Below are 24,987 nucleotides of genomic sequence, written 5' to 3' on the forward strand. Positions count from 1 at the left end.
AAAGATGAGTGATCTATTAACGCTCTACGGAAAAACATTTAATAGCCGGCTTTTGGTGGGAACGGCTTTATACCCATCCCCTGCCATTATGCGTGAGTCGGTGCAAGCCTCAGCATCAGAAATTATTACTTTGTCTCTGCGTCGACAGAATCCAGCGCAGCAGCGGGATAATAGTTTTTGGAATTATATTCGCGAGTTTGGTTGCCAGTTGTTGCCCAATACTGCCGGCTGTAAATCCTCCCGTGAGGCGATCGAGCTGGCAAAAATGTCCCAGGAGATTTTCCAGACTGACTGGATCAAACTGGAAGTCATTGGCGATGACTACAACTTGCAACCTGACCCTTTTGGTTTGGTAGAGGCGGCGAGGGAGCTAGTTCATCTCGGCTTTAAAGTCTTGCCTTACTGCACTGATGATTTGGTCTTGTGCCGCAAGTTACTAGATGTGGGCTGTGAGGTATTGATGCCTTGGGGTGCGCCGATTGGCACTGGGCAGGGACTTCTGAATAAGTACAACCTGCAAACTCTGCGTGACCGCTTGCGTGATGTGCCGCTAATTATCGATGCTGGCATCGGTGCGCCATCGCAGGCTGCCGAAGCTCTGGAGATGGGATTTGATGCGGTATTACTAAATACTGCTATCGCCAAAGCGCAAGATCCCATACGGATGGCACAGGCCTTTAAGTTGGCGGTGGAATCTGGACGAATCGCCTTTAATGCGGGCCTGATGCTCAGGCGACAAACTGCCAGCCCCAGTACCCCAACCCTGGATATGCCATTCTGGCAGCAGGCAGAGAGTATGCTGCAGGATTAGGATGTTTATGCGAGATCAATTTCTAACGAAAAAACCTATCACCTGGACCATTGCTGGCAGTGACTCTGGGGGAGGTGCCGGTATACAGGCAGACTTGCTGACGTTTGCCGATTTTGGCTGTCACGGTTGTAGTGCTATCACCGCCAACACCGCACAAAATACGGTGGAAGTGACTGCGATTAATGCAGTTTCTTTAGAGGTACTGGATTCCCAGCTACAGACTTTACAGCGGGACTTATTCCCCTCTGCGATTAAAATTGGCCTGCTGGCCAATACCGGTCAAGTCTTGTTGGTTGCTAATTTTTTACGCAAATTAAAAACGATACAGCCGGTTCCCGTTATTTATGATCCGGTTGCCGTTGCCACCAATGGAGCAGGACTTACTGAGGGCGATATTGTCGCGGAAGTCTTGGCTCAGTTACTGCCGCAGTGTGATCTGGTGACTCCCAACTTACATGAATTGGAGTGGCTTACCCGGGCAAGTACCACGGATGCGAAATCTATTTTAGAGGCTGCGCGACAGCTGCACGCCTTGGCAGGTACTGCGGTTTTGGTGACCGGTGGCCACACGCAGTTGCGGCCAGGTGAGGTTTCTGACTTGTTTTGGGACGGTGAAAAGGCCGACTGGTTTATTGGCAAGCAAGTGCCGGGTAATAATACGCATGGGACCGGCTGCACTTTATCCTCTGCTATTGCCGCCTGTTGCGCTCTCGGTTATCCCATGAGAGATGCCTGTGTGGTTGGTAAGGCCTATGTGCAACGTGGTTTACGCCTTGGGGAGAATTCCCATATCGGCGTTGGTGCCAGCCCGGTAGGGCATTGTGGTTGGCCACTAGACTTGGCGGATTTCCCTGAGATACTGGTCGCGGGTGAAGAGCGCGCGCAAGATTACGGCCTTAGCTCTACCCAGCCATTCGTTCAAGGATTTGCTGCAACCGATACCCAAGCTTTGGGTTTATATCCGGTGGTGGATACTGTGGAATGGTTGCAATGCCTCGCTGAACAGGGCGTGCGCACCTTACAGTTGCGGATAAAAACGCCCGGTGAGGATCTACGTGAGCAAATTAAGCGCGCGGTCGCTATCGGTAGGACTTATAACTTGCGCCTGTTTATCAATGATTACTGGCAGCTAGCGATTGAATGCGGTGCTTATGGTGTTCATTTGGGGCAGGAGGATTTACAAGAGGCGGATCTTGCTGCAATCCAATCTGCGAGCCTAAAGCTGGGTATCAGTACCCACGGTTTCTTTGAATTATTGTTGGCCTATCGATATCGCCCCAGTTATCTGGCGATCGGCGCTATTTACCCCACCAATACCAAGGATATGTCTGATCAGTTACAAGGGGTAGAGAAGCTGACGCGGATGGCTGCACTTCTACCCAATTACCCACTGGTTGCGATTGGTGGCATTAATCAGCAGTGTGCACCAGAGGTTATTGCTACGGGAGTGGGCAGTATCGCTGTGGTCAGTGCAATTACCAAGGCAGAAAATTATAAGCGGGCGGTTGCCGAATTCAATGCCCTCCTGGAAGACAAGTGTACGGAAGTCGAGCCATGTTAAGCAGTAAGGAGCTACAGCGGTACAGCCGCCAGATGATACTGCCCCAGGTGGGAGAAGAGGGACAGGAAAAACTGGCGGCGGCACGGGTTATAATCATTGGTCTCGGTGGCTTGGGTAGTCCGGCAGCACTTTACCTCGCCGCTGCAGGTATCGGTGAGTTGCACCTGGTAGATGGCGATCATATTGATCTTTCTAATTTGCAGAGACAGGTGCTGTACAAAACCAATCACCAAGGTAAATCAAAGGCACAGGTGGCGGCACAGCAGTTAACCGCAGCAAATCCCAATATTCGAATTTATGCGCATCCTCAAATGGCCGATGAAACCTGGCTTAGAGATCATGTTGCACAGGTGGATTTGGTGCTGGATTGCACGGATAACCTAAAAATACGCTACCTGATAAATCGAACTTGTCATGAAATCGGGCGACCAGTAGTGATGGCATCAGCCCAGGGCTTTTCCGGACAGTTGATCAGTTTTGATTTTTCTAAGAATAAAAATCCCTGTTACGCCTGTCTGTTTCCACCCCAACAGCAGGAAGATATTCATAATTGCTCAACGATGGGGGTGATTGGTCCGATTTTGGGTGTTGTTGGCAGCGTTCAAGCTTTGGAGGCATTGAAAATTTTACTCGGTTTGCCGGCATCCAGTCTCGGTCAATTGTATTTAATTGAGGGGGAGACCCTGGCTATGCGGACACTAAAGCTAAATAAATCTGAGAATTGTCCGGTTTGTTCTGCATAGAAGTTGGCATAATTATGCAACAAATAATAATTTTTTAAATTTCTCGGAGTGTCGGATATTTTTTTTGTGGTTTTTTTGAGGGAAAGTTTCGAATTTTGGGGATAGGCGTGACACATCTTCCTGATATTGTTAATGTGTAATCGAAAGCTGTGTATTTATAGATGTTGAATTTTGTGTCTTGGCTTTCATAGGCTCAATATTTGTATCTTTTTCAATACATGGACTTTTTTACAAAAACCCAACTCTTATACACGAGGGGCGCGTTGTTATGAAGAAAATTGACATTGGTATTAGTGAAAGTGACCGGGAAAAAATCGCTGGTGGCCTCAAACACTTATTGGCAGACAGCTATACCCTATACCTGCAAACGCACAATTTTCACTGGAATGTCACAGGCCCGCTGTTTCGTGAATTACATCTGATGTTTGAGGAACAGTATACGGAGCTTGCAGAAGCGGTTGATGATATCGCGGAGCGTATCAGAACCTTGGGAGTTCCCGCCCCAGGCACTTACCAGGCATTTGCTCAACTGAGCTCAATTGAGGAAGTGGTAGAAGTTCCTGCAGCCGAGGACATGGTAAAAATATTAACCGAAGGCCACGAAAAGGTCATTAAGACTTGCCGGGAAGTATTAAAGTCTGCGCAAAAAGGGGAGGATGAATCCACCCTTGCACTGGTGTCTGATCGCATGCAGGTGCATGAAAAAACTGCCTGGATGTTGCGGGCTACCAGTCAATAAGGCTGTTTTCAGTGCGGGCGTTTTGCCCGCACTGAATAAATTATTTCGGTAAGTATCCAGGATGTAAGTCCCCAGGGTCTTGTTGAATACATCGCAGAAAAGCGCTGGCCGCAGCAGAGAGCGTGCCACGGCTTTTCATCAATATACCGACCTCCTGGTATACAACAGGCGCGGATAGAGGATGGCAGTGCAAACCGTACTCGCGCATCTGCCCTTCGCACAGGCTCGGTACCGCACTTACCCCCATATTGGCCCGAATCAATTGCCCGATAGTACTGAGCTGATTGGCTTCACACAGGTAACGGGGCACCTTGCCACAGTCTGCAAAGGCCTGCTCTGTCCAACGGCGCACAGCTGATCCCCTATTCATAGAAATAAACGGGTAGTCCGCCAGGTCGCGCCAGTGCAAGGCCTCTTTGCTGGACAGAGGGTGTTGCGGAGGAGTAACCGCGATAAAGCGATCTTGCTCCATGGGGATAAACTCCAAGTCGCCCAGATCCTCCGGGCGGAAACTGATGCCCAGCTCTGCGCGCCCCTCCTGCACTGACTGCACAACACCCTCCATCACAATGTCTTCCAATACAATGTTGATCTGGGGATTGTCCCGGTGAAAGCTGGCCAATAATTCGGGTAGGCGATTTAGGGCGAAGGCCGGGATTACCGCCAATAACAACTGCCCACGATCGAGGCGAAAACGCTGCTGAATGGCATCAAGAGATTGGTCCCAGTTGTTAAGCAATTGCTCTGCACGGGTTAGGAATTCACGGCCCTCTGGGGTCAGTACGAGTTGACGACCATCGCGACTGAACAGCGGTCCCCCGGTGGCGTCTTCCAGGTTGCGAATAGCCACCGACAGCGCCGGCTGGGAGGTATGTAGTTGTGCGCTGGCCTGCGCCAGGCTGTGGCTGCGCGCAACGGCTACGAAGGCGCGGAGCTGTTTTATAGTGGCACTCACTGGGGCTCCAGACTGATAACCGGGTTCCCGGCAGGGTTTCAGAAATGCTTTCAGAAAAAGTTAAGATTTATTTAATAAACCTTCGAAAGATTAAAATAGTTTAAAGTTGTAGGGCAAGGCATGATTGTCCCTTTCGCCCAGTAAATGGGTGTAGAAACATCGAGAATAATGAACCCATAAGGCCTGCTGAAATGAAGGACAATACACAACCCCTCTGGCAACCGAGCCCCGAGGCCATTGCCGCTACCCAGATGGATGAGTTCCGCCGCTTGATCAACGAAAGGCACCAGCTTCAGCTGCAAGACTACAGCGCGCTCTACCAGTGGTCTGTACAGGAGAGGGAATCCTTTTGGCGTGACTTATGGGATTTCACTGAAGTGCAGGCCAGTGCGCGCGGTGAAGTGGTATTGGGTCGTGACAGTATGCCGGGTGCAGAGTGGTTCCCCGATGCCCGTCTCAACTTTGCCGAGAATCTTCTGCGTTTCCGGGACGATAAACCGGCCTTGGTTGAGCGCCTGGAGAACGGCAGCCGACGCCAGCTCAGTTATGCGCAGCTGCACAGCCGGGTAAAGCGCCTTGCCGCAGCCCTGGCGGATCAAGGGGTTTGCGAAGGGGATCGGATCGCTGGCTTTATGCCGAATGTGATCGATACCGTAGTGGCCATGTTGGCAGCCACCAGCCTCGGGGCGATTTGGACTTCCTGTTCGCCGGATTTTGGTATCAACGGGGTATTTGACCGTTTCGGCCAGGTGGGGCCAAAAGTACTGTTTGCCTGCGAAGGCTATTTCTATAACGGCAAGGTGATTGATTCCCTGCCGCGCCTGCGTGAAATTATCGCACGTATTGATTCCATCGAGAAACTGGTGGTGGTACCGGTTGCCCGCTCCCAGGAGGAAACCCGCCAGTTATTGGTGGCGGAGCCTCTGGAGAAAGCAGTCATACTGCAGGACTTTGAAGCAGCGGCGCCCGAGCGCGAACTCTCTTTTGTCCAGACCGCTTTCGATCATCCCCTCTACATCATGTACTCCTCCGGTACCACTGGGGTACCCAAGTGTATTGTGCATGGCGTAGGCGGCACACTGCTGCAACACCTTAAAGAGCACCGCTTGCACTGCGATCTCCGTCGCGAGGATACGCTCTTTTACTTCACTACTTGTGGTTGGATGATGTGGAATTGGCTGGTAAGTGGCCTGGCCTGCGGCGCCACCCTGGTCTTGTTTGACGGCTCACCTTTCTACCCAGAAGCAGAGAGCCTGTGGGATATGGCAGATGAAGAAGGTATCTGTGTATTCGGTACCAGCGCCAAGTATATTGCTGCATTGGAGAAGAGCGGCTGTAAACCCCGTGAGAGTCATAAGCTGCAGCGTTTGCGCGCAGTTTTATCGACAGGCTCGCCCTTAGCTCACGAAGGCTTCCGCTATGTGTATCGGGATATCAAGAAAGACCTGTGCTTATCTTCTATCTCCGGTGGTACCGATATTGTGTCCTGCTTTGCCCTGGGCAACCCAACCCTGCCGGTCTATGCGGGAGAGTTGCAATGTCGCGGTTTGGGTATGGCCGTGGAAGTTTGGAATGATGAAGGGCAGTCGGTAACAGAAGAGAAGGGCGAACTGGTGTGTGCCAAGTCTTTCCCCTGTATGCCAATTGGTTTCTGGAATGATCCCGACGGGAAGAAATATAACAGCGCTTACTTTGAAAACTGGCCCGGTGTTTGGGCCCATGGGGATTATGCGGAGATCACCGCCCATGAGGGTGTAGTTATTTACGGTCGCTCCGATGCGGTTCTGAATCCCGGTGGCGTGCGAATCGGCACCGCCGAAATCTATCGCCAGGTAGAGAAAGTAGAAGAGGTGCTCGACAGCATCTGTATCGGCCAGCAGTGGCATGACGATGTGCGGGTGGTGCTGTTTGTGGTGCTGCGTGAGGGAATTGAGTTGGATGAGGGGCTGGTACAAAAAATCCGCTCCACCATTCGTGCCAATACTACCCCGCGCCATGTACCGGCCAAGGTGATTCAAGTGGGCGATATTCCGCGAACCATTAGTGGAAAAATTGTCGAGTTAGCCGTACGCAATGTGGTGCATGCTAAGGCGGTTAAGAATAAGGAAGCTCTCGCCAATCCCGAAGCTCTGGCATTGTTCGAAAACCTTCCGGAGCTGGAGGAAGATTGAGGCTTTCAGGGGACTGAGGAGCTACGCATTGTGGTGAGGGTACGTAGGCGGGCGTCATTTTGTTTATGCCGGTTCTGCGCTACTCTTGCCCTCGAGTAAAACGAATAAATTCACGGCGAAGAACAAGTATGGTTACATATCTCTATTGGGCAGCGGTTATTGCCCTGGTTATTCTCTCTCTCTTTATCGGTAGTCGTATGGGAAGCCTTAAAATTGGCGCCATCGCGGCCGCAGTTTTCTTCCTCGCCGGGTGGTTGGCGTATTACTTCCATTACGAGCAGGTCTTTGTGAAGCGTTTTGGCGGCGTAATGAGCATTTCTGTGCCCGAGGGCTTCCGTCATATCGGTGCTACCTGGAAAGAGGATAATCTATGGGTTGAGAATTACGACCCCAGAACCAACCAGTGTATTTTCACTGAGTATTCGAAGGGGAATATCCTCAAGGGGCGGGTCATCATCAAGGACTGTAACCCACTGCTTGGCAGCCCTAGCTCTAGCCCCAGTTCCAGCACCCAGCCATAAATCGTATATAGATTTTAGGTCCGGCACGAACCTGAGAAAATGCCAGCAGGTTCGCACACTTGCGTCAGTATTTTGTGAACGATCATAAAATACCTCAGTTTATGAATTGTTTGTGCCGACAAATTTCCCCTGGGCATTGGTTGTTCGGGGCAAAATCAGATGTTAAGGGAATGGACTCCCGGTAGTAGGCGGAGTAACCGCTGTGGACAACGGATAAAATTTTGCGAATCCTCAGTACATGTCTGCTTGTCGCTTTTGTTCTGCTTTCCCCGCTGCAGGCGCAGGCGGTGACCATCCCTTTTTTTTCCAACCTGCCCAGTTTTACCCTTTCTGTACAAGGGGACAAAAAATTACAGACCACCCTGCGAAAAGAGCTTGAAGAGCTGCGCAAAAATAGCAGTGCTCTCGAAAGCTACGAGTCCCCGCGTGATATCGCCCACTACGAGCGCGGCAACCTAGAAAAGTTGCTGCGCTCCGAGGGGTACTACGATGCTATTGTGCGTGAATCTGTAGAAGGTCGAGAGATAAAATATCAAGTGATACCCGGCCCTCGCTATTTAATAAAAAGCCTGGATATCATTATGCCTGCCGACTTAAGGGCGGGCTTCCCTGGATTGCCGATTGGAGTCGGAGATCCGCTGCAGGCAGATGAGGTACTTGAGGGTGTGCAGACTATTACCCAGTACCTCAATAACAATGCCTGCCTGCTCAACGTGGATGTCACCTATCAGGCCACAGTGATTCACCAAGAGGCCGCCGCTCGCCTGGAGTATCGGGTGGCCCCTAGCCCAGAGGTGATGGTGGGGGATGTACAGGTACTCGGGGCGACTTCGGTAGAAGAGGATTACCTGCGGGGTAAATTGGATATCAACCCCGGAGACTGTTTTAGCCGAAGCAAACTGGATGCGGCTCAGTTACGACTGCTGCGCACCAATTTGGTCTCCAATGTTACCAGCCAGGTATCTGAGCCATACGGTGGTATTGTTGATATTAATTTTATTGTACAGGAGCGCAATCATCGCACGGTGACTCTGGGGGTGGGCTACACCTCTGATGAGGGCGCTGGAGTTTCTGCCAGCTGGGAGCACCGCAACATATTTCACCGTGGTGAGAAGCTGGAGGTATCCAGCAAGGTGAACAAGGTGAAACAATCCCTGGAGAGCAAACTCAGTATTCCGCGCTTTTTCAATGACAAGCAGCGTTTTACCGGTAGTGTGGGTTTGACTGGTGAAGATGTGGATTCCTACACTTCCAGGGCCTTGACTTTAAAAGGGTTGGTGTCCCGCAAGTTGAGTAAGCACCGCACCATTAGTGCAGGGGCAGAGTTAAAGTTCAGTCGTGTCGATGAAAAAGTGGATGGCGCAGTGGAGGGTGGAGACCCGGATGAAAATTATCATTTGTTGGCATTTCCCCTCGGGTTTAAATTAAACACCACGGATAAACCCCTGGACGCCCGCCGCGGCGCCACCACAGCACTGGAAGTAAAGCCCTACCTGGACCTCAAAAATAACAGTACCTCCTTTGTCAAAAATATCCTGCAATTAACAGCTTATAAAACAGCGGAATCGGCGCGCTACGAGCCGACATTGGCGCTGCGTATCAAGGCCGGGGCTATTACTGGCGCACCCAATTTGGAGTTGCCTGCGGATGAGCGCTTTTATGCCGGTGGCGGTGGCTCGGTGCGTGGTTATGGCTACCAGGAGTTGGGCCCAAGGCTCGTGGAAATTGATGCGGATGGCCAGGAAAGCCTGTCTGATGCGATTGGTGGCCGCGGTCTTAGCGAAGTTTCCATTGAAGGGCGTTTCCGCTTTAGTGAAACCTGGGGCGGGGTTCTGTTTCTCGATGGGGGCAACGCCTATGAAAACCCGCGCCCTAATTTTTCCAACCTCTTTTGGGGGGCGGGCTTTGGTGTCCGTTACAACACCTCCTTTGCACCCATCCGCTTTGATTTGGCTTTTCCCCTGGATCGACGCGACGGTGTAGATGATCACTACCAGGTTTATGTCAGTTTAGGGCAGGCTTTCTGATGTCCAAATTGAAAGGGGTTATTCTAGGCTTACTTCGTGCGCTTGGCGCTTTTCTACGGAGCTTGTGGCGCTCCCTCAGAGCAGGAGGGGCAGTAATCACGGGCTTGTTGCTATTTATTCTGCTTACACTGTTCTATTTTCTTGGTACCGAGCAAGGTAGGGTCAGCCTGACCCGCACAGCTTTTTATGGTGCGGAGCAGGTGATTGATGGATTGACTATTGAGGCCGAAGGAATTGCCAGTGAGCGCCTTGGGGCCTGGTTTTTTGAACGCTTGCGGATCAATTTTGATAGCAACACCCTAGCCGATGGAGAACGGTTGGAATTCAAACTACAGAGTTTTTCCCGCAATCCCATCAATATTGAGCGCATCGCCGCTAAAGATTTTTTGTTGAACCTTGATGTGCTGGATGAGTTACTGAGCTCACTGGCACGGACGGAAGAAGATGCAGTCCAAGTTGTGGACCAAAGTGATAGTGGCATCGCTAGCAGTTGGGAAACCCTGTTACCGAGCTTTCGCCTGGGAGAATTAAAACTTGAGCGCTTGCAGTTAATCAGTAGTAAGGTACCCGATATTCCCACGGTTTCGGTGTTTGGTAATACTCTGTATCGATGGGAGGGACAGCCCACCCAGCTGCAATTGAAAATTCGCGAAATAAATGGTGGGGAACTGCAATTTGTTGCCGAGGGACGCGAACAACAACCGGGCCGATTTGTTCTGGATTTTTCTGCCAGTGAGAAGGCTCAGGGTTTTGTTGGCCGTCGGTTGCAATTACCACAAGGGCAGGCCCTGGATGCGCACGGTAAAATTTCCCTGCGCCGCCGCGATAAGCAGTTACTGGTAGATATTGAATCTCTTTCCACTCCACTTTCCCAGCATCAATTAGGATTGACCGGTAGCGTACAAATAGACCTTTTCCCTTGGCGTTTACACACAGAGGGTATCTGGTTGCAAGTAGATGGCCGACGCAGCACTTTGTCTGGCAATGTTAGTGCCGATGATATTAATGCTGAACTCCACCTCAATCGCTTGCCGATCACTCTTTCTCGTCCATGGCAGGATGTACTAAATAGTGGTTGGCTCAGTGCAGAAGTCACCGTTAGCGGCGCATTTGCACGACCTAATATCTCCGGTCAGGTAAAGCTTAACAGCAGCTACCGGGATCAGCCCCTGAACTTGGTAGGAGAAGTGAATACTACTCAGGGTGTTATCCAGCTGGAGTCTTTACAACTGGAGTTTGCCGGTGCAGAGATTCGCACAGCGGGCACTATCGATACTGAAAATAAAACTCTGGATTTGGATGTGGCAGCGCAAGAGCTGGGTATTGAAGAGATACGTCGGCTGCTGTCCTCCCTGTCTCAAACAGAGAAAATAAATATCCCGAATGACTTTTCCGGTACCCTGCATCAGTTGCAGGCGCGAGTCAAAGGTCCCTGGGATAAACCCGATTTCGAAGGGGATCTGAGCGCTGTTACCGTCTATCGGGATTTACACAATGAGCTGACGGCCAAGATTGATGGCAATTTGCAGGGATTAACAATTACAGATCTGAGCCTGGCGGGCGAAAAGCTGAATGTCCTCGGCGGTGGCACGGTGGATATCGAAGCGAAAACGCTAAATTTGCAGCTCAAACTGGATATTCGAAATCTCAATCCCTATGAAGATCTGGGCCTGACCTCTGCGCAAGGGGTAACTCTGAGTCTGCAGGGGCAGGTCGGTGTGGAGGGACCCTGGTCCAATCCACGCCTGAATGCCAGCCTGGAGTCTGATGGCTTGGTTCAAGAATATCGGTATAACTTGAAAGGCGATGCCAGCGGAGATCTGGAAAAAATAGACCTGCAGGGCTTGCGCTTGGAGCTCTTTGCCAACGGTACATTGAACTATTTTGGCTCGAGACAGTTTCGCGGGCCCCAGTCGCCTGTGATTATTCCAGGGATTGAGAAGGGAGCTGTACAACCCGCACAGAGCGAGAGTCGACTGACTGCCTTGGCCGAGGAAGCTCAGCGTCTGGGGCGGCAGGGCGTTGTACTGGTAGAGGCGCAGGGAATAATCGAGCCAAAGAAAGACCGGCTCAAGGTGGGGGTGAATGTGCGCAACTTGCCCCTGAGCCTGGTGGAAGTGGTTGGGTTGCCACTACCCAATACCCTTGAAGGTGAGCTGAGTCTGGATGGTGAAATTAACGGATCACTGGCCAATCCAGAGGTGCGAGCTAGTGTGCTGGCTCAGGGTGGTTACCGCTATGAGCCCTGGAAATTACAGGGCGCCTTGGATTATGCCGACAAGAGTTTGGTTATCGAAGGCCTGGAGTTTTTATGGGCGGGGCGCAACCAGTTGTGGGCCCACGGCAGTCTTAATGAGCAGCGGCTGGACTTACAAATTCAGGGCCGAGCTTCTCTGGAGGATCTCTCTCAGGAGGTGCCATTTACTATGCCCAATCAAGGTGATGTCACTCTGCACGCGAGTGTCACTGGCAGTCCACAGCAGCCCCTGCTTGAGGGCGATCTACGCCTCAGTGGCTATATGCCTGGTAGGGAGAAGGGGAGGCTTCAGTTACAGCCGCTCTCTATGGGCCTGGAATGGCATACCGAGGGTGGTGAGTTGCAGGCGTCCCTGGTGGCTGATCACGGTAATCGGCGTGCGATAGATAGCAGCGCCAAACTGCAGATCGCTCCAATCGTTGAGAAACTGTTCGCCGATAATCCAACTAAGCCGATGAGCGAAGTACCTCTGCAATTGGTTAGTGGCGGTACCGCAGACTTGTCGGTGGTGGCAGAATTTATGGACCCCAGGGTAAATGTTTTGCGAGGGTTGTTGAGCTTTTCTGCTGATGGCACCGGCACTCTGGGCAATCCCCGTTTAAATGGCGAGATAGAACTGAGTGGGGCCAGCTATGAACACCGTCCCAGCTATACCCGTATATCGAATATTGATTTTTATGCGCGCCTGACTCCACAAGCGTGGCGCATTGAGAGGGGGAGTGCCACTGTTGTCGATGGCGGTAGTATTAATCTGGGCGGGGCCATATTTTTCCCTGGGCAGGCCCCGGCGAGGATGGACCTCAGCCTGAATTTAAAGCGGGCGCATTTACTGAATACTCCTGGGGTACGCGGCGCTATTAGTGGCCAGGCAACTCTGACTGGTACAACGGAGAGTGCCGAGGTTGCCGGCCGCTTCACTCTACGTCCTTTATCAGTACAAATTGAACAGTGGATCGGCAGTAGTGTGCCGGAAATACAGGTGACGGAAGTCCAAGTGGATGGTGAACAAGTGGAACGCGCACCGCCGCTGCTCAGTAAATTGGGTTTAGCTGTGGAAGTGATTTTGGATCAGCAGTCCTATGTGCGTGGCCTGGGGCTCAATTCCCAGTTGCGCGGCCAGGTAAATATTCAAGGAACTGCAGCCAAGCCTGAGGCCTCTGGTAAATTGACTATTGTGCGGGGCAGTTTCGATTTGCTCGGTAAGAAATTTGATTTGCAAGAAGGGGAGATACGCTTCGAGAATAACGAAGTCGCCGTTAATGTCGAAGGGGTATACGAACACAGTGATGGAGAGATTATCGCAACGATCTCCGGCAACACCTCCGACCTGGATATTAACTTCAGTTCCGATCCTTCGGCTTCCCAGGATGAAATCTTGGCGCAACTGCTTTTTGGCAAGTCGCTCTCAGATATTTCCCCGCTGCAAGCCGTGCGTTTGGTTAGTGTAATACGAAGCCTGCAGACTGGCCGTGCAGCTCTGGATCCCGTGGCCAAAACCCGTGAATTATTGCGTTTGGATACCCTCAATATCGAGCGAGAGGAAAGCGACGAAGGGGATGAGTATGCCCTGAGCTTGGGTAAATATATCACCAACCGGATTTATGTGGAGTTGCAGCGTAGTACCGATCCGTTAAGTCCCTGGCAGGCCGAGATGCAGATAGAAATTCGCGATAATCTCAATCTTGAGTTTAAAACGGCTGACGAGGGCGATAGTGGTTCTGGTAGTGTCGAATTGCAGTGGAAGAAGGACTATTAATGTTTACAGTTATTAATAGTTACAAATAAGGTAAAAGTGGGCTTATAAATACCTCTGGTGATATCTATTGCTGGGTATCTCTTGTTCTTGTCTCCAAGTTGATGATTTGTATTTTTCAGGTATTTTTAGAGGTGTCCTCACCTCGCTGTCATCTTGTTGTGGAGGATTTGACTTGAATGGCTTAAATCCCTATTTTGAAATTTCGAAGTTTTGGTAAAAGCTGTTGTAGGTCTTCTATAGACAACTTTTGCCGTTTGGTGGGTTAATTTATCGGAGAAGCTTACCGCTAAATTTACATCAAGCCACTGGTATTGATGGTGAATACAATGAAGGTTTCTTGGTCAGACTTACCTGCTGTTTAGGGGGGGTGCGCAGGTTTTTTTAGGTCTTAGACTTTTAATATTCAGCAACCCCGTCGTAAATATAAATTTTGATAGCTATTATTTGGCTTTGTTTTCGAAATTTTGGCAATTTAAGTTGAGACCTATTCTATTCTTCAGGAGACCTCAATTGTTTTGTGATTACCATATCTGTAATCTCTAAAACACACCCTTTTTGGGGTGGATCATTGACTCCCCAATTATCGACAACAATCATCATGGATTCGTCAAAAACAGTAGGACCTCTCTCGCGATAGGCATGCCAGAGTTGATTGGAATTGTCACAGTTTGTCTCTGTAGCATCACACACCCGGATATCCCATTGATAGGTGCCGCTATTCGGCCCCGAGAGAACCTGGCTGGAAGTGAAAGTGACATGTTGTTTAGTGCCGTTATTTACTCTGATAGCACCTTGTTGATTAACCCACCCTGCTTGCTTGGGGTGGTCTCCCCAGTTAGAAGCGAAACCGCCGGGACCATTGGGGCCTTTGGTTTCTACAAAGTCCACTTCACGGTCCCCACCATCCCAACAGCCCCCCGGTTGCCCACACCAGGGAAACATGTATACGGCGATCCACTCCCTCGGACCACATTTACCTGCAGGAACAGTAACCTTAAAGTCAATCGCGGCAATATCTCCCATCCGGATATCTTCATCACCACATTGAACCGCAGTGGTATAAACGCAAGCGCCTTTAGTATCCCGATTCATTGTGATCGTTGCTGATCCGGCATGAACGCTTGGCTGAAAATCGATTAAGGTGCACCGGTTGTATTGAGCAACCTTGTCATCTTGGTGGTTAAATAGGGGTTGGCACCTAGTAGGAGAAGTGGCTGATGTTGTGTGGAGAAAAAAAAGACTGAAGATGCTGACGAATGGTGGGATTACTTTTGGCACGATATTAACTCCTGATGAGCTGGAACTGATCAAGATATCGGGGGCAATAAGGGCGAAGCTTCACAAGGAATATAATTGATTGTAGAACAGGCTTAGCTGAATGATCGTTTTCTTAGGGGGTAGATTCACGACCCTAATTTAATGCACTTGAATCAGTCTAGGCTAGATCCTACTTGAGGATGCCATCTTTGACTGCGCCCTCTAGTTTGCTTCTAATTTCAGACCAGAGTACTTCGCTGCCTTTTCCAATACGTGCGTTTAAAGAAAATACTTGTTCCTTGGTGATGCCATACTGCTTCCAGCTGTGTCCCCCGCCATAGATGTTATGGAGTAGGGGAGGAATACGATCAATGGCCTTGGCAAAGCGAGCATCGGCTGTTTCTCCAGACTCGAACTCCTCCCATAGATTCATCAACTCTATGTTCATATTATCAGGCAATAGTGAAAACAGCCGTTGCAATCCTTCCTTTTCTTTCGCTTTTGCCGTGTCTGTTTCACTTGAATAGATTATGGTATCCCCTGCATCAATCTCCCCAAGATCATGTATAAGCAGCATTTTTATAACCCGATCTATATTTATTGGGTCATTTGAATAATCTTTCAGAATCAAAGCGCACAGACAGACATGCCAGCTGTGTTCAGCGGAATTCTCGAAGCGCTTCAGTCCCGCCGGTTTTGTTTTTCGTTGTACATTTTTGAGCTTCTCTATTTCAACTATAAAACGGAGCGCTTTCTCAATATCTTCCATTGCAATTTCCTGGGCTTACTTGTGTGGGATTATTTCTTGGTGTTTATCGTGGCCAATAGGCAGGGAATGTCACATTGCGCTTCAATATAGAGTTTAAAATGTATGATTTACAATCCTGGCTTTATTCTCCTATTTCCACCGACCAAGCTTGCTGGGTCTAGCCGATAGAAATTACTCAGTTCATTGTACAGTTCTGGGTGTAGAGAGCGCATGGCAACGGGGATCGTATAAAAACTCTCAGTGGCTACGGCAAAAAATTCAGCTGGAGATTGGGCTCCATATAAATCCAATACTGAGGGACTGTCGCCGGGAAATTGACCAAATTCGGCTCTTTGCCGTAAACGGTGGAATTCCCGGCTCATTACTTCGGCCCAGTTGGCGCCATCGTTGGACTTCTCAAATAATGGGCGGCCATCAAAGTAGCCATCTTCTTCATCTACTTTGTGGGCAAACTCGTGTAGGGCAACATTGTGGCCTCGTTGGGGATTCTCAAGATCCTCATCCAAATCTCCCCAGGAGAGCACCACTGGTCCGCGGTAATGTGCTTCACCTTCCCGCGCACTGTGTCTGGCCGTTTCTATATAGCCTTCCCTGTGGGTTTCATGGGCAACATAGGTGTCAGGGTACAGGAGTATGGTGTAGAGATTGGGATAGCACTCGTTTTTGCGGCCCAACAACAGCAAGCAGGCATGGGCGGCGATGGCGACTTTCATTTTTTCATTGACTTGTAAGCCGTCACAACCGACAAATTCTTTGTCATGGAGGAAAAGGGCAATATTACTGCATAGCTCTTGTTGTTGATTGCTGTTGAGATGCTGATATAGCGGGAGTGTTTCTTTTAGCAGTTGTAACTGTTCTTGTGTGAGCGCTTGTGCACGTCGGTAATTGATATGCCAGCGGCGATAAAAAATAGGTACAAGCCAGACAGCTAGGGCGAGCAGGATAATCGCAAGGAAAGCGCTCATAGGCTATTTGCCGACTGTTTAGCTGAAATATTCTCGCTTATTGAAAAGGCTTCACAGGGCGTGCCCTGGTGGTATTGCATCTTCCTGTGACCTTTGTTGAGCGCCCAAATAGAGGAGCGTTTGCAGAAATCAGAGTAGTTTCCCTGCTGGTTGCGGTGTGCGGATTGATACAGCAGTAATTGAACAGATTCTGAGAGCGTTATACATTGGTAATTTTGGCTGTGAACTGTCCATTCACTATCTTTCTCTGACTGCATCTGTGTAGTTATCAATTTAAAGTCAAAGCTGAGGCCAGACTTTCCCTCCTCTCTAAAATCTGGGCTTAACAATGCTTTCAATATTGCTAGCTTTTTACGGTTGCTCGTATTGTGCAGCATGGTTTCATAATCAATGATGCGATCCAAATCTGATGCCATTTTGACTGGCTCCTTACTTGAGTCTCTCCGGTTTTTTTGCGTGGGGTATATAGCAAGTCGAGCATAATGCAAGTTTGGCCCTATAGTTTTTCGAAATCCTATAGATTGGAAAAAAGTGGTTTATTCACCGTGGTTTTAATCTCGCCCCCTTTAATAATTTTATGGTTGGGGAATTGTGCGCCCTTTTCAAGCTCCTTGATCCAAAAAAAAATTGGCTATCGGTGTGTGGCTAATGGTGGGCGGTTTCTTGTTTGGTAGAAATATGCGACTTGATTAATCACTGTTCGATGCCAACACTTAGGTCGTCTAGGTGATTTTTCTGTCGCTTTGGAGATGGTTATGCTTATACGCTCCCTTATTGCTTTTTTAGTTTTAATGCTTGGTGTTATTGTTCCGGCGGTTGCCCAGTCGGGTGGTACGCCCTTAAAAGTGGCGATAGCTGGTGATGCCCCGCCCTATGTGATTAATAAGGCTTCCAGTGGTTTGGAGGTGGATATTGTACGAGAAGCGCTTCCTGACTATGCCGTGCAGTTTGAGCAGATGGGCTTTGCAGAGACAGCACCAGCACTTGAACAGGGTAAAGTGCAAGCGGCGGTTAATGTGATGAAGAAGGATGATGGTCTTTTTTATTCTAATAATATGATCAGTTTTGCCAACTACGCCGTTACCAAAGCTGCCGACAAAATGAAAATTGATAGCATTGCAGATCTTGCCGGTAAGAAGGTGATCACATGGCAGGGTGGGCCCATGGACTTGGGGCCGGAATTTGAAAAAATGTATGGGCCCAATGGCACACAGCGTCAGAACCTTATTCAAGCTCCGACGGCACCCGATCTTGTCGCGCAATTTTGGAAGATGAAAGATGTTGTGGCAGTTGTGGACATGGAGTTATTCAAGAGCTTGAGTAATAAAATGGGGCACAAAATGGATCAGGTTAACCTTTTCCCAATTTTCGCTCCGATGACTGATTTTCGCGTAGGGTTCCGTGACCAGAAAGTGCGTGATGACTTTAATCGCGGGCTTGCCAAGCTGTGTAGCAGTGGTCGCTATAATGAACTACTGAAAAAATACGATGTGGTACAGAAAGAAAATATCTGCAAGTAAGCCAATGCGCTAACTTCCATTCTGTAAAAGTATTTAGTAGAAGTCAGCATCAATAGTAGGTGAAAGGGGCCTGGGTTACTACCTGGGTCCATTTCTTTCTTGAGGGGGTTGCTAGCCTGTTCTTAGCTAATCTGAATGGTCACTATTAGGCTTAGGCTCAGAAGGTAAAAGGGTAAGCTAGAAATAAAAAGGGCCTGTAACTTGCGTTACAGGCCCTTTCTGTATGGCGCGCTCGGGAGGATTCGAACCTCCGACCGCCTGGTTCGTAGCCAGGTACTCTATCCAGCTGAGCTACGAGCGCGTTATGGGTGCGAACTATAGTCAGTTGATTTGTTTAAGTCAACTAATTTTTTCAGGAAAACCCCTTAAAAATCCGCAACTTATCAAACTTTCTCGGCCCCCGGTTCGGAGCACAGCAAGTTCGACAGGGCGCGAATTCTGCCCTGCAGGAGGCGACTTTGCAAGCCTTTTTAAAAAATAGCTGCTCCTGGCCTTGAGTTGAGATTGAACGGCGCTGTAAAAGCGCCTGTTCCGCTGGTAGGTCTAATGCCCATGAGTCATTACGCACAGTAGTTCAGCACAGTTGGCGGAGAACTATACTGTTTGTTCCAGTACAAAGTGCCTGCCTTACAGCACGTGGAGGGCAGCTAATCCCAAGTACAGTGAGATTCTATGGCAATTGGGGATGACGAAGAGAAGGGGAAGAAGCCGTCTCCGGAGGAGCCTGGCTCCCCACTGACAGGCCAATCCCAGCAAGGTCCGTTGGGCTGGTTGCAATATGTCATTCTTCTCTTTCTGGTTATCCTCACTCTCCAGTACTGCTCGAGCGGGCAGTTTGGGGCAGAGAGAGAGGCCTTGGCTTACAGTGACTTTAAAGAGGCTCTCAGCAAGGGGGAAATTGCCAGTGTCCTCTTTGAAGGGCAGCGTATTACCGGAGTTTTTAAGCGGCCCACAAATTCCCAGCCCGAGAGCAAGAACGGCGTAAAGGAAAAGACCGAGAAACCAGAAGAAAAGCGCTTTGCCACCACTTTGCCCCCGATTCAAGATCCTGAGTTGCTCCCTCTACTGGAAAAACAGAACGTAACTATCCAGGCAGAATCGTCACAGGGGGGATTTTGGCAGAGGATGGCGATACTGCTGTTGCCATGGGTTCTGATAATAGCGCTGCTGGTCTGGTTGGGTCGACGAATGCAGGCCCGCATGGGTGCAATGACTCCCGGCAGCCCTTTCAGTTTTGCCCGATCACCGGCTAAACGCTACGAACGCAGTGAATCCCAAGTAACTTTTGATGATGTGGCCGGTCTTGCCAATGCCAAGAGGGATCTGCAGGAGATTGCCGGCTATCTAAAAGATCCTGATCACTACCGCAAACTCGGGGCAAAGATCCCTCGTGGGATTCTGTTAATGGGGCCGCCGGGTACAGGCAAAACACTGATGGCCAAGGCCCTGGCCGGTGAGAGTGATGCGCCTTTTTTCAGTATCAGCGGCTCAGAGTTTATTGAGATGTTTGTTGGCGTTGGGGCATCCCGGGTGCGGGATATGTTTGCCGAAGCTAAGAAAGAAGCCCCTGCGATCATTTTTATTGATGAGATCGACTCGGTGGGGCGAGCACGTGGCACCGGTCTGGGCGGGGGCCACGACGAACGTGAACAGACCCTCAACCAGATCCTTGGGGAAATGGACGGTTTTGATCCCCAGGAGGCGGTGGTAGTGATTGCCGCAACCAACCGCCCGGACGTGCTGGATGCGGCACTGCTTCGCCCTGGACGCTTCGATCGCAAGATCACCCTGGATTTACCGGATAAGCCCGCTCGCCAAGAAATCCTGCGAATTCACTCCAAAAATGTTCCGTTACACGGAGAAGTTGACCTGGAGCATCTCGCCGCCCTGACCGCGGGCTTCGCGGGTGCGGACTTGGAAAACCTGATAAATGAGGCTGCTTTACTGGCGGGTAGGCAAAACAAGGAGGCCGTGGATATGGATTGTCTGCTACAGGCCAGGGACAAGGTCGTACTCGGCGGAGAGCGGGAAGTCATAATGGGGGAGGATGATCGAAAAACGGTTGCCTATCATGAAGCTGGTCACGCACTCACAGCGGCGTTGTTGCCCCATGCTGATCCATTGGAAAAGGCCACCATTATTCCCAGAGGACACAGCCTTGGGGCAACAGAACAAATTCCAACTGAAAATCACCACAACATGAAGGTGAGTTACCTGCGTGATCGTATCGGTGTGATGCTCGGTGGCAGGGTGGCCGAACAGGTGGTATTTGATGAAGTCAGCAGCGGGGCAGAATCTGATCTGAAGCAGGCCACCCGATTGGCCCAACATATGGTGACGCATTGGGGGATGAGCCGGAAACTGGGGCCGGTGGCCTTTCGACGCGGAGAGGAGCATATCTTTCTAGGTAAGGAAATGGCACAGCAGAAAGATTTCAGTGAACATACCTCTGAAATTATTGATGATGAGGTGATCGCTCTGGTCAGTGAGATCGAGAAGGAAGTTCAGAATCTTGTGCAGAATCATCGCAAGAAGCTCGATGCTTTAGCAGAAGCATTGCTGGAGAAGGAGACTCTGGACGCGGTAGAAATCCATAAAGTGATCGCCCTAGAGGATAAGGACAACCTCAATCTGTAAGCCATGAACTTAAGGCAGCTTGGGTATTTGGGAATATCGTAGGATAGAAGTGTGATTGTCGAGCCGATAATAATTTACCGATCAACTTTATCGTCATCGTCCGATAACTCGTAACCTGCTAACCAATCACTATTACCTTGTTTATTTTGGCAGTTAAGCAGTTGGACTTGGTGGTCAACTCCAGGTTTTCGCAAATGTAAGGAATTTGTAATTGGCGTCTGAATAAAATATTCATAAGTACCATTTACTGGTGGTTTTACTCGAGTAATTTTGCTGACTGCTAGGTCTTGCCTCGTGTCTAATTTATTTGGGTATGAAGGCGCTTTTATTTTCGGCTGTATTTTGTCTTTGTGTCTCGAGGTGAGGGGCTGATGCCTCTTTTCCCTCGCTGATTGCGGCAAGCACTCATTTCAATTCCCTCTTTTTTTAAAGGATTTTCCAGTGTGGGGGGATTATAAGTCCGCACTTAAATAGTGCATATTCAGCTTTATTTTTTCATCATTTTTTAGCTTTCGCTTTTTTAACGAACTTTCCAGACAAATTGAGTTATTTTTATGGTTATCCACGATAAATTGACTTCCACCGGGAGGGGCTAGCCTGTAATCTGTTTGCGTCACAGAAAACATGCGAATTCTGTGTCTCTTTATCAGCGCGGTCTTGGATCGGAATCTCGCAAAGTCGGAATCTCCACAGAGAGAGTAGAGCGGCGGGATAAGGCAGTACCGATTGCGATAAGTCCGTTGTTGTAGATAAAAACAATAAAACAATGGAGAGAAAACATGGGAAGTCCGTCAAAACTTAAGCAGCACTCCGCTCTGCTTTCCGCCTGTTCAGTAGCGACTCTTTGGTTGGCCAGTGGTGCTATCCCTAGCTTTGCCGCTGAGGGTTCGGTTGGTACCCTTATGGAAGAGGTACAAGTCACCGCTCGCAAACGCGCCGATGCCGAAATCCTGCAGGAGGTTCCCGTAGCAGCTACCGCCTATTCCGGCGATCAGCTAGAGGCTCTGCACACCAAGGATCTACAGAGCCTTTCTTTCAAGATGCCCAACGTCCAGTTGGAAGATGTGGGCACTGTCAAAAACACCGCTAACTTTACCGTGCGAGGTCTGGGGATCAATAGCTCTATTCCCTCTATTGATCCTACAGTCGGCGTGTTTGTGGATGGTATGTATCTGGGTGTGAATGCCGGTGTGGTGACAGACCTGTTCGACCTAGAAGGGATTGAGGTCTTGCGGGGCCCGCAGGGGCTACTGTTTGGCCGCAACGTTACCGGTGGCGCAGTGGTTATAAAGACCGCCCGCCCCACGAATGAATTTTCCTCGCGTTTTAAACTATCCACGACTGACAATCTCGATACTGTCGCAGCTGGCACCATTAACGGCGCTATTTCCGATAGGGTCAATGGCCGTTTAACGGTTTATTACAACGACGACCGAGGATGGTTCGAAAACGTTGCCACTAACAACGATAATGCTGGTGCCTCCGATAGTTGGTTTATTCGGCCGAGCTTTAGCATCCAGCTCAACGACACAGCAGAGCTATTGGTGCGTATGGAACACGGCCGGATGGATTCTGATGGTGTGGTAGCGCAAAACCGCGGTTATGAATCGACCTATGTCCAGACTATGGAAGGTACGCAGTTTGCTCCAAGTGCCCCTCTCATTGCTGCGTCAGTTGGCATTGATGATTGGGATAACGGCAGGGACTCTTTTGAGGTGGCCCAAAATGAGGAAGGCTATCAGAAAGATGAATGGAGCCAGATTATTACCGAGTTCAATAAGGATGTCGCCTTTGGTGATGGCACCATCACCAATATTCTCGCCTGGAGGGAGTATGAGGCAAAGGGCCTAGGCGATATCGACTCCCTACCGGTCACGCTTTTCCATGCGGATTCCAGTGTGGACCAGAGCCAGCTGAGTAATGAGCTGCGCTATGCGGGTCGCTTTGGCCGCACCGCCCTGACCACTGGTGTTTACTGGTTTAGCCAGGATGTCACTTACTTGGAAAATCGTCTTTTACGATTCGGGGCAATTGACTGGACGGGAGGCGGTGAGCAGGATCACAGCACTTATGGCGTGTTTGCCCAGGCGGATATCGACCTAAACGAAGCCTGGGTGTTGACCCTGGGTGGGCGCTACTCCAGTGAGAAAAAAGATGCCAAGATTGCCTCTATTCCACTGAATACTTGTACCCTGAGCGGTTGTTCCTCCTATGACTTTGAGGACAGTGAGAGTTGGAGTGCTTTCACACCTAAGGTGGGCCTGCAGTGGACGGTCTCCGATGATACTCAGCTGTATACTTTCTGGACCAAGGGTTTCCGCAGTGGTGGCTATAACTTCCGCAACGCCGGTATCAACCCTCTAACTGGAAAGCCTTATGCACCGCAGGCTACCGATCAGGAGGAGCAGAGCAGCTTCGAGATCGGTGCCAAAGTGGATTGGCTGGATGGACGTCTACGCACCAATATGGCGGTGTTCCACAATACCATTGATGATATGCAGCGCGAGGAAAACCTTCCTGATGCAGTAACTGGGGTTGCACAAATCATCCGTAACACTGCCGATGCCACCATTCGCGGGGCTGAGTTGGAGGCGATGGCGGCGTTGAGTGAAAACCTGCTGTTTACTTTCAATGTGGGTTATGTGGATGGCGACTACGACAAGGTACTGGGCGACCTGAATGGCGACGGCCTTGTAGATGGCACCGATCTCGGTCTTGAGATTCCTCGTCTGGCCCCCTGGACCTACGGTGTGGGCTTTATTCACGATTTGCAGTTAGGCGCCTATGGCACTCTGACTTCCCGTGTGAATTTTAATCACCGAGATGAAGCCCCTTACACCGATGATAACCGAGGTATGTTGTCAGAAGTGGATATGGTGGATTTCAGTATCGGCTATACGCCGGATAATGGCAGCTATACGGTTTCACTATTCGGCAAGAATATGCTGGATGAGATGGCGGAGGGTAACAATACCCAGTTACCTGCTGTTATGGGAGGTGTTGGCGCCAGCTTTACGCCACTTAACAAGGGGCGTGTTATGGGGGTGGAGTTCCTCTACGAGCTTTAACAGCGCGGTATATCTTTTTCATTAACTGGGGCTTTGTTCAAAGTTAATGGACTTTATGTGGCTGGGGTCAATTGCACACTGAATCAGCGAGTGATCTGTGCGAGTGTCCCCGGCCATAATCGTTTTTACCTACCTGTAATTTCCCCTCATTAGCGGTACAGTAGTGCCCAGTATCCCTCTGATGGTATTTAGAGATTGTCGCCATCGCTTAACCGGGTCGTGAAGAATTTAAAGGAGTGAATCATGCGTGCTATAGATCTGCCGGAATATGGCGGCCCCGAAGTCATGCGGCTGGAAAACCTGCCCAAGCCTGAACCAGCTCCTGGGGAAGTGTTGATTGAAGTGGCCGCTGCGGGGGTCAATCGTCCCGATATTGTTCAGCGCAAAGGCAATTACCCACCGCCTCCGGGCGCCTCACCAATGCTTGGGCTTGAAGTGTCCGGGCGGGTGGCTGCGGTGGGGGATGGTGTCGAGCGCTGGAAAGTTGGCGATAAGATCTGCGCACTGACTAATGGTGGTGGCTACGCGGAATTTGTCGCCGTACCCGAGGGGCAGTGTCTACCAATACCCGGCGCTTTATCCATGGTGGAGGCTGCGACTTTACCGGAAACTTTTTTTACGGTTTGGGCCAACGTGTTCGACCGGGCTAGGCTGAAAAGTGGTGAAATTTTTTTGGTGCACGGTGGCAGCTCGGGTATTGGTACTACCGCTATTCAGTTGGCACACCAGCTGGGTGCCAGGGTTTTTGCCACCGCCGGTTCCGCAGAAAAGTGTGCAGCCTGTGAGCAGCTCGGTGCTGAGCGGGCGATTAATTATCGGAAAGAGGATTTTGTACAGGTAGTACAGGAGGCTACCTCAGGCCACGGAGCGGATGTCATTTTGGATATGGTGGGCGGCAGCTATATTGAGCGCAATATTAAAGTGGCTGCGAATGATGGGCGCATAGTGAATATTGCCTACTTGCAAGGAGCCAGCGTTGAAGTGAATATGTTGCCGGTTATGTTGAAGCGACTTTCCCTGACCGGATCGACACTGCGGCCGAGATCTACACGGGTCAAGGCCAATATTGCCCACGCTCTGGAGTCCCAGGTTTGGCCATTTATTGCAGCGGGTAAAATCCATCCACAGATTGCTGCGCGTTTCCCTCTGGAGGAGGTTGCCGAAGCACACCGGCTTTTAGAATCCGGCAAGATTGTTGGAAAAATTGTGCTGACCCTGTGACCTTTAGCG

General features: G+C 50.1%; 17 protein-coding genes and 1 tRNA gene. 12 read left to right on the forward strand and 6 right to left on the reverse strand.

Going from position 1 to position 24,987, the window contains the following annotated elements; all coding sequences use genetic code 11:
- The first annotated feature begins 4 nt into the window (after positions 1-4).
- The 4 genes from ACJJID_RS03505 to ACJJID_RS03520 all read left to right on the forward strand — a co-directional run bounded on the left by ACJJID_RS03505 (position 5) and on the right by ACJJID_RS03520 (position 3,854).
- Positions 5-811, forward strand: coding sequence for a thiazole synthase (locus ACJJID_RS03505; protein WP_444921503.1), 807 nt, complete (start codon positions 5-7; stop codon positions 809-811).
- Between the two features lie 7 nt (positions 812-818).
- Positions 819-2,372 carry a thiamine phosphate synthase gene (gene thiE / locus ACJJID_RS03510; protein WP_444921504.1) on the forward strand — a complete coding sequence of 518 codons (1,554 nt, stop codon included), beginning with the start codon at positions 819-821 and terminating at the stop codon, positions 2,370-2,372.
- Positions 2,366-3,115 carry a HesA/MoeB/ThiF family protein gene (locus ACJJID_RS03515; RefSeq protein ID WP_444921505.1) on the forward strand — a complete coding sequence of 250 codons (750 nt, stop codon included), beginning with the start codon at positions 2,366-2,368 and terminating at the stop codon, positions 3,113-3,115. Before thiE ends, ACJJID_RS03515 begins: the two co-directional genes overlap by 7 nt.
- 268 nt (positions 3,116-3,383) lie before the next feature.
- Positions 3,384-3,854: a Dps family protein gene (locus tag ACJJID_RS03520; RefSeq protein ID WP_152452391.1), complete on the forward strand. Its 471-nt coding sequence runs from the start codon at positions 3,384-3,386 to the stop codon at positions 3,852-3,854.
- Positions 3,855-3,894: 40 nt separating this feature from the next.
- Here ACJJID_RS03520 and ACJJID_RS03525 read toward each other — a convergent pair whose 3' ends face one another.
- Entirely contained in the window at positions 3,895-4,809 is a 915-nt protein-coding gene (locus ACJJID_RS03525) for a LysR family transcriptional regulator (protein ID WP_444921506.1), read from the reverse strand.
- 191 nt (positions 4,810-5,000) lie between these two features.
- Between ACJJID_RS03525 and ACJJID_RS03530 the strand changes: the two genes are divergently transcribed.
- The 4 genes from ACJJID_RS03530 to ACJJID_RS03545 all read left to right on the forward strand — a co-directional run bounded on the left by ACJJID_RS03530 (position 5,001) and on the right by ACJJID_RS03545 (position 13,541).
- Entirely contained in the window at positions 5,001-6,980 is a 1,980-nt protein-coding gene (locus ACJJID_RS03530) for an acetoacetate--CoA ligase (protein WP_444921507.1), read from the forward strand.
- A 128-nt stretch (positions 6,981-7,108) separates the two neighbouring features.
- Positions 7,109-7,501, forward strand: coding sequence for a hypothetical protein (locus ACJJID_RS03535; protein WP_152452397.1), 393 nt, complete (start codon positions 7,109-7,111; stop codon positions 7,499-7,501).
- Positions 7,502-7,722: 221 nt separating this feature from the next.
- The gene (locus tag ACJJID_RS03540; RefSeq protein ID WP_444921508.1) at positions 7,723-9,528 is read left to right on the forward strand and encodes an autotransporter assembly complex protein TamA; all 1,806 of its coding nucleotides are present in this window, start codon (positions 7,723-7,725) and stop codon (positions 9,526-9,528) included.
- Positions 9,528-13,541, forward strand: coding sequence for a translocation/assembly module TamB domain-containing protein (locus ACJJID_RS03545; RefSeq protein ID WP_444921509.1), 4,014 nt, complete (start codon positions 9,528-9,530; stop codon positions 13,539-13,541). Before ACJJID_RS03540 ends, ACJJID_RS03545 begins: the two co-directional genes overlap by 1 nt.
- A gap of 489 nt (positions 13,542-14,030) precedes the next feature.
- Here ACJJID_RS03545 and ACJJID_RS03550 read toward each other — a convergent pair whose 3' ends face one another.
- From ACJJID_RS03550 to ACJJID_RS03565, 4 genes are all read right to left on the reverse strand, one after another.
- Positions 14,031-14,633: a hypothetical protein gene (locus ACJJID_RS03550; RefSeq protein ID WP_444921510.1), complete on the reverse strand. Its 603-nt coding sequence runs from the start codon at positions 14,631-14,633 to the stop codon at positions 14,031-14,033.
- A gap of 355 nt (positions 14,634-14,988) precedes the next feature.
- Entirely contained in the window at positions 14,989-15,567 is a 579-nt protein-coding gene (locus ACJJID_RS03555) for an HD domain-containing protein (protein ID WP_444921511.1), read from the reverse strand.
- 107 nt (positions 15,568-15,674) lie between these two features.
- A complete protein-coding gene (locus ACJJID_RS03560) occupies positions 15,675-16,532 on the reverse strand; it encodes a M90 family metallopeptidase (protein WP_444921512.1) in 858 nt (285 codons plus the stop codon).
- The gene (locus ACJJID_RS03565) at positions 16,529-16,948 is read right to left on the reverse strand and encodes a DUF4440 domain-containing protein (RefSeq protein ID WP_444921513.1); all 420 of its coding nucleotides are present in this window, start codon (positions 16,946-16,948) and stop codon (positions 16,529-16,531) included. The genes ACJJID_RS03560 and ACJJID_RS03565 overlap by 4 nt, the downstream gene beginning before the upstream one ends.
- Before the next feature lie 339 nt (positions 16,949-17,287).
- Between ACJJID_RS03565 and ACJJID_RS03570 the strand changes: the two genes are divergently transcribed.
- Positions 17,288-18,052, forward strand: a complete 765-nt coding sequence (locus ACJJID_RS03570) for a substrate-binding periplasmic protein (protein WP_444921514.1) — start codon at positions 17,288-17,290, stop codon at positions 18,050-18,052.
- A 224-nt stretch (positions 18,053-18,276) separates the two neighbouring features.
- On the opposite strand, the gene ACJJID_RS03575 is transcribed toward ACJJID_RS03570, so the two are convergent.
- Positions 18,277-18,353 (reverse strand) — tRNA-Arg (locus ACJJID_RS03575).
- A 371-nt stretch (positions 18,354-18,724) separates the two neighbouring features.
- Between ACJJID_RS03575 and ftsH the strand changes: the two genes are divergently transcribed.
- The 3 genes from ftsH (at position 18,725) to ACJJID_RS03590 (ending at position 24,978) form a co-directional block, all read left to right on the forward strand.
- Positions 18,725-20,689 carry an ATP-dependent zinc metalloprotease FtsH gene (gene ftsH / locus ACJJID_RS03580; RefSeq protein WP_444921515.1) on the forward strand — a complete coding sequence of 655 codons (1,965 nt, stop codon included), beginning with the start codon at positions 18,725-18,727 and terminating at the stop codon, positions 20,687-20,689.
- 779 nt (positions 20,690-21,468) lie between these two features.
- Positions 21,469-23,757, forward strand: coding sequence for a TonB-dependent receptor (locus ACJJID_RS03585; protein ID WP_444921516.1), 2,289 nt, complete (start codon positions 21,469-21,471; stop codon positions 23,755-23,757).
- 243 nt (positions 23,758-24,000) lie between these two features.
- Entirely contained in the window at positions 24,001-24,978 is a 978-nt protein-coding gene (locus ACJJID_RS03590) for an NAD(P)H-quinone oxidoreductase (protein ID WP_444921517.1), read from the forward strand.
- Positions 24,979-24,987: the final 9 nt, after the last annotated feature.

This window comes from Microbulbifer sp. CnH-101-G, assembly GCF_052466775.1.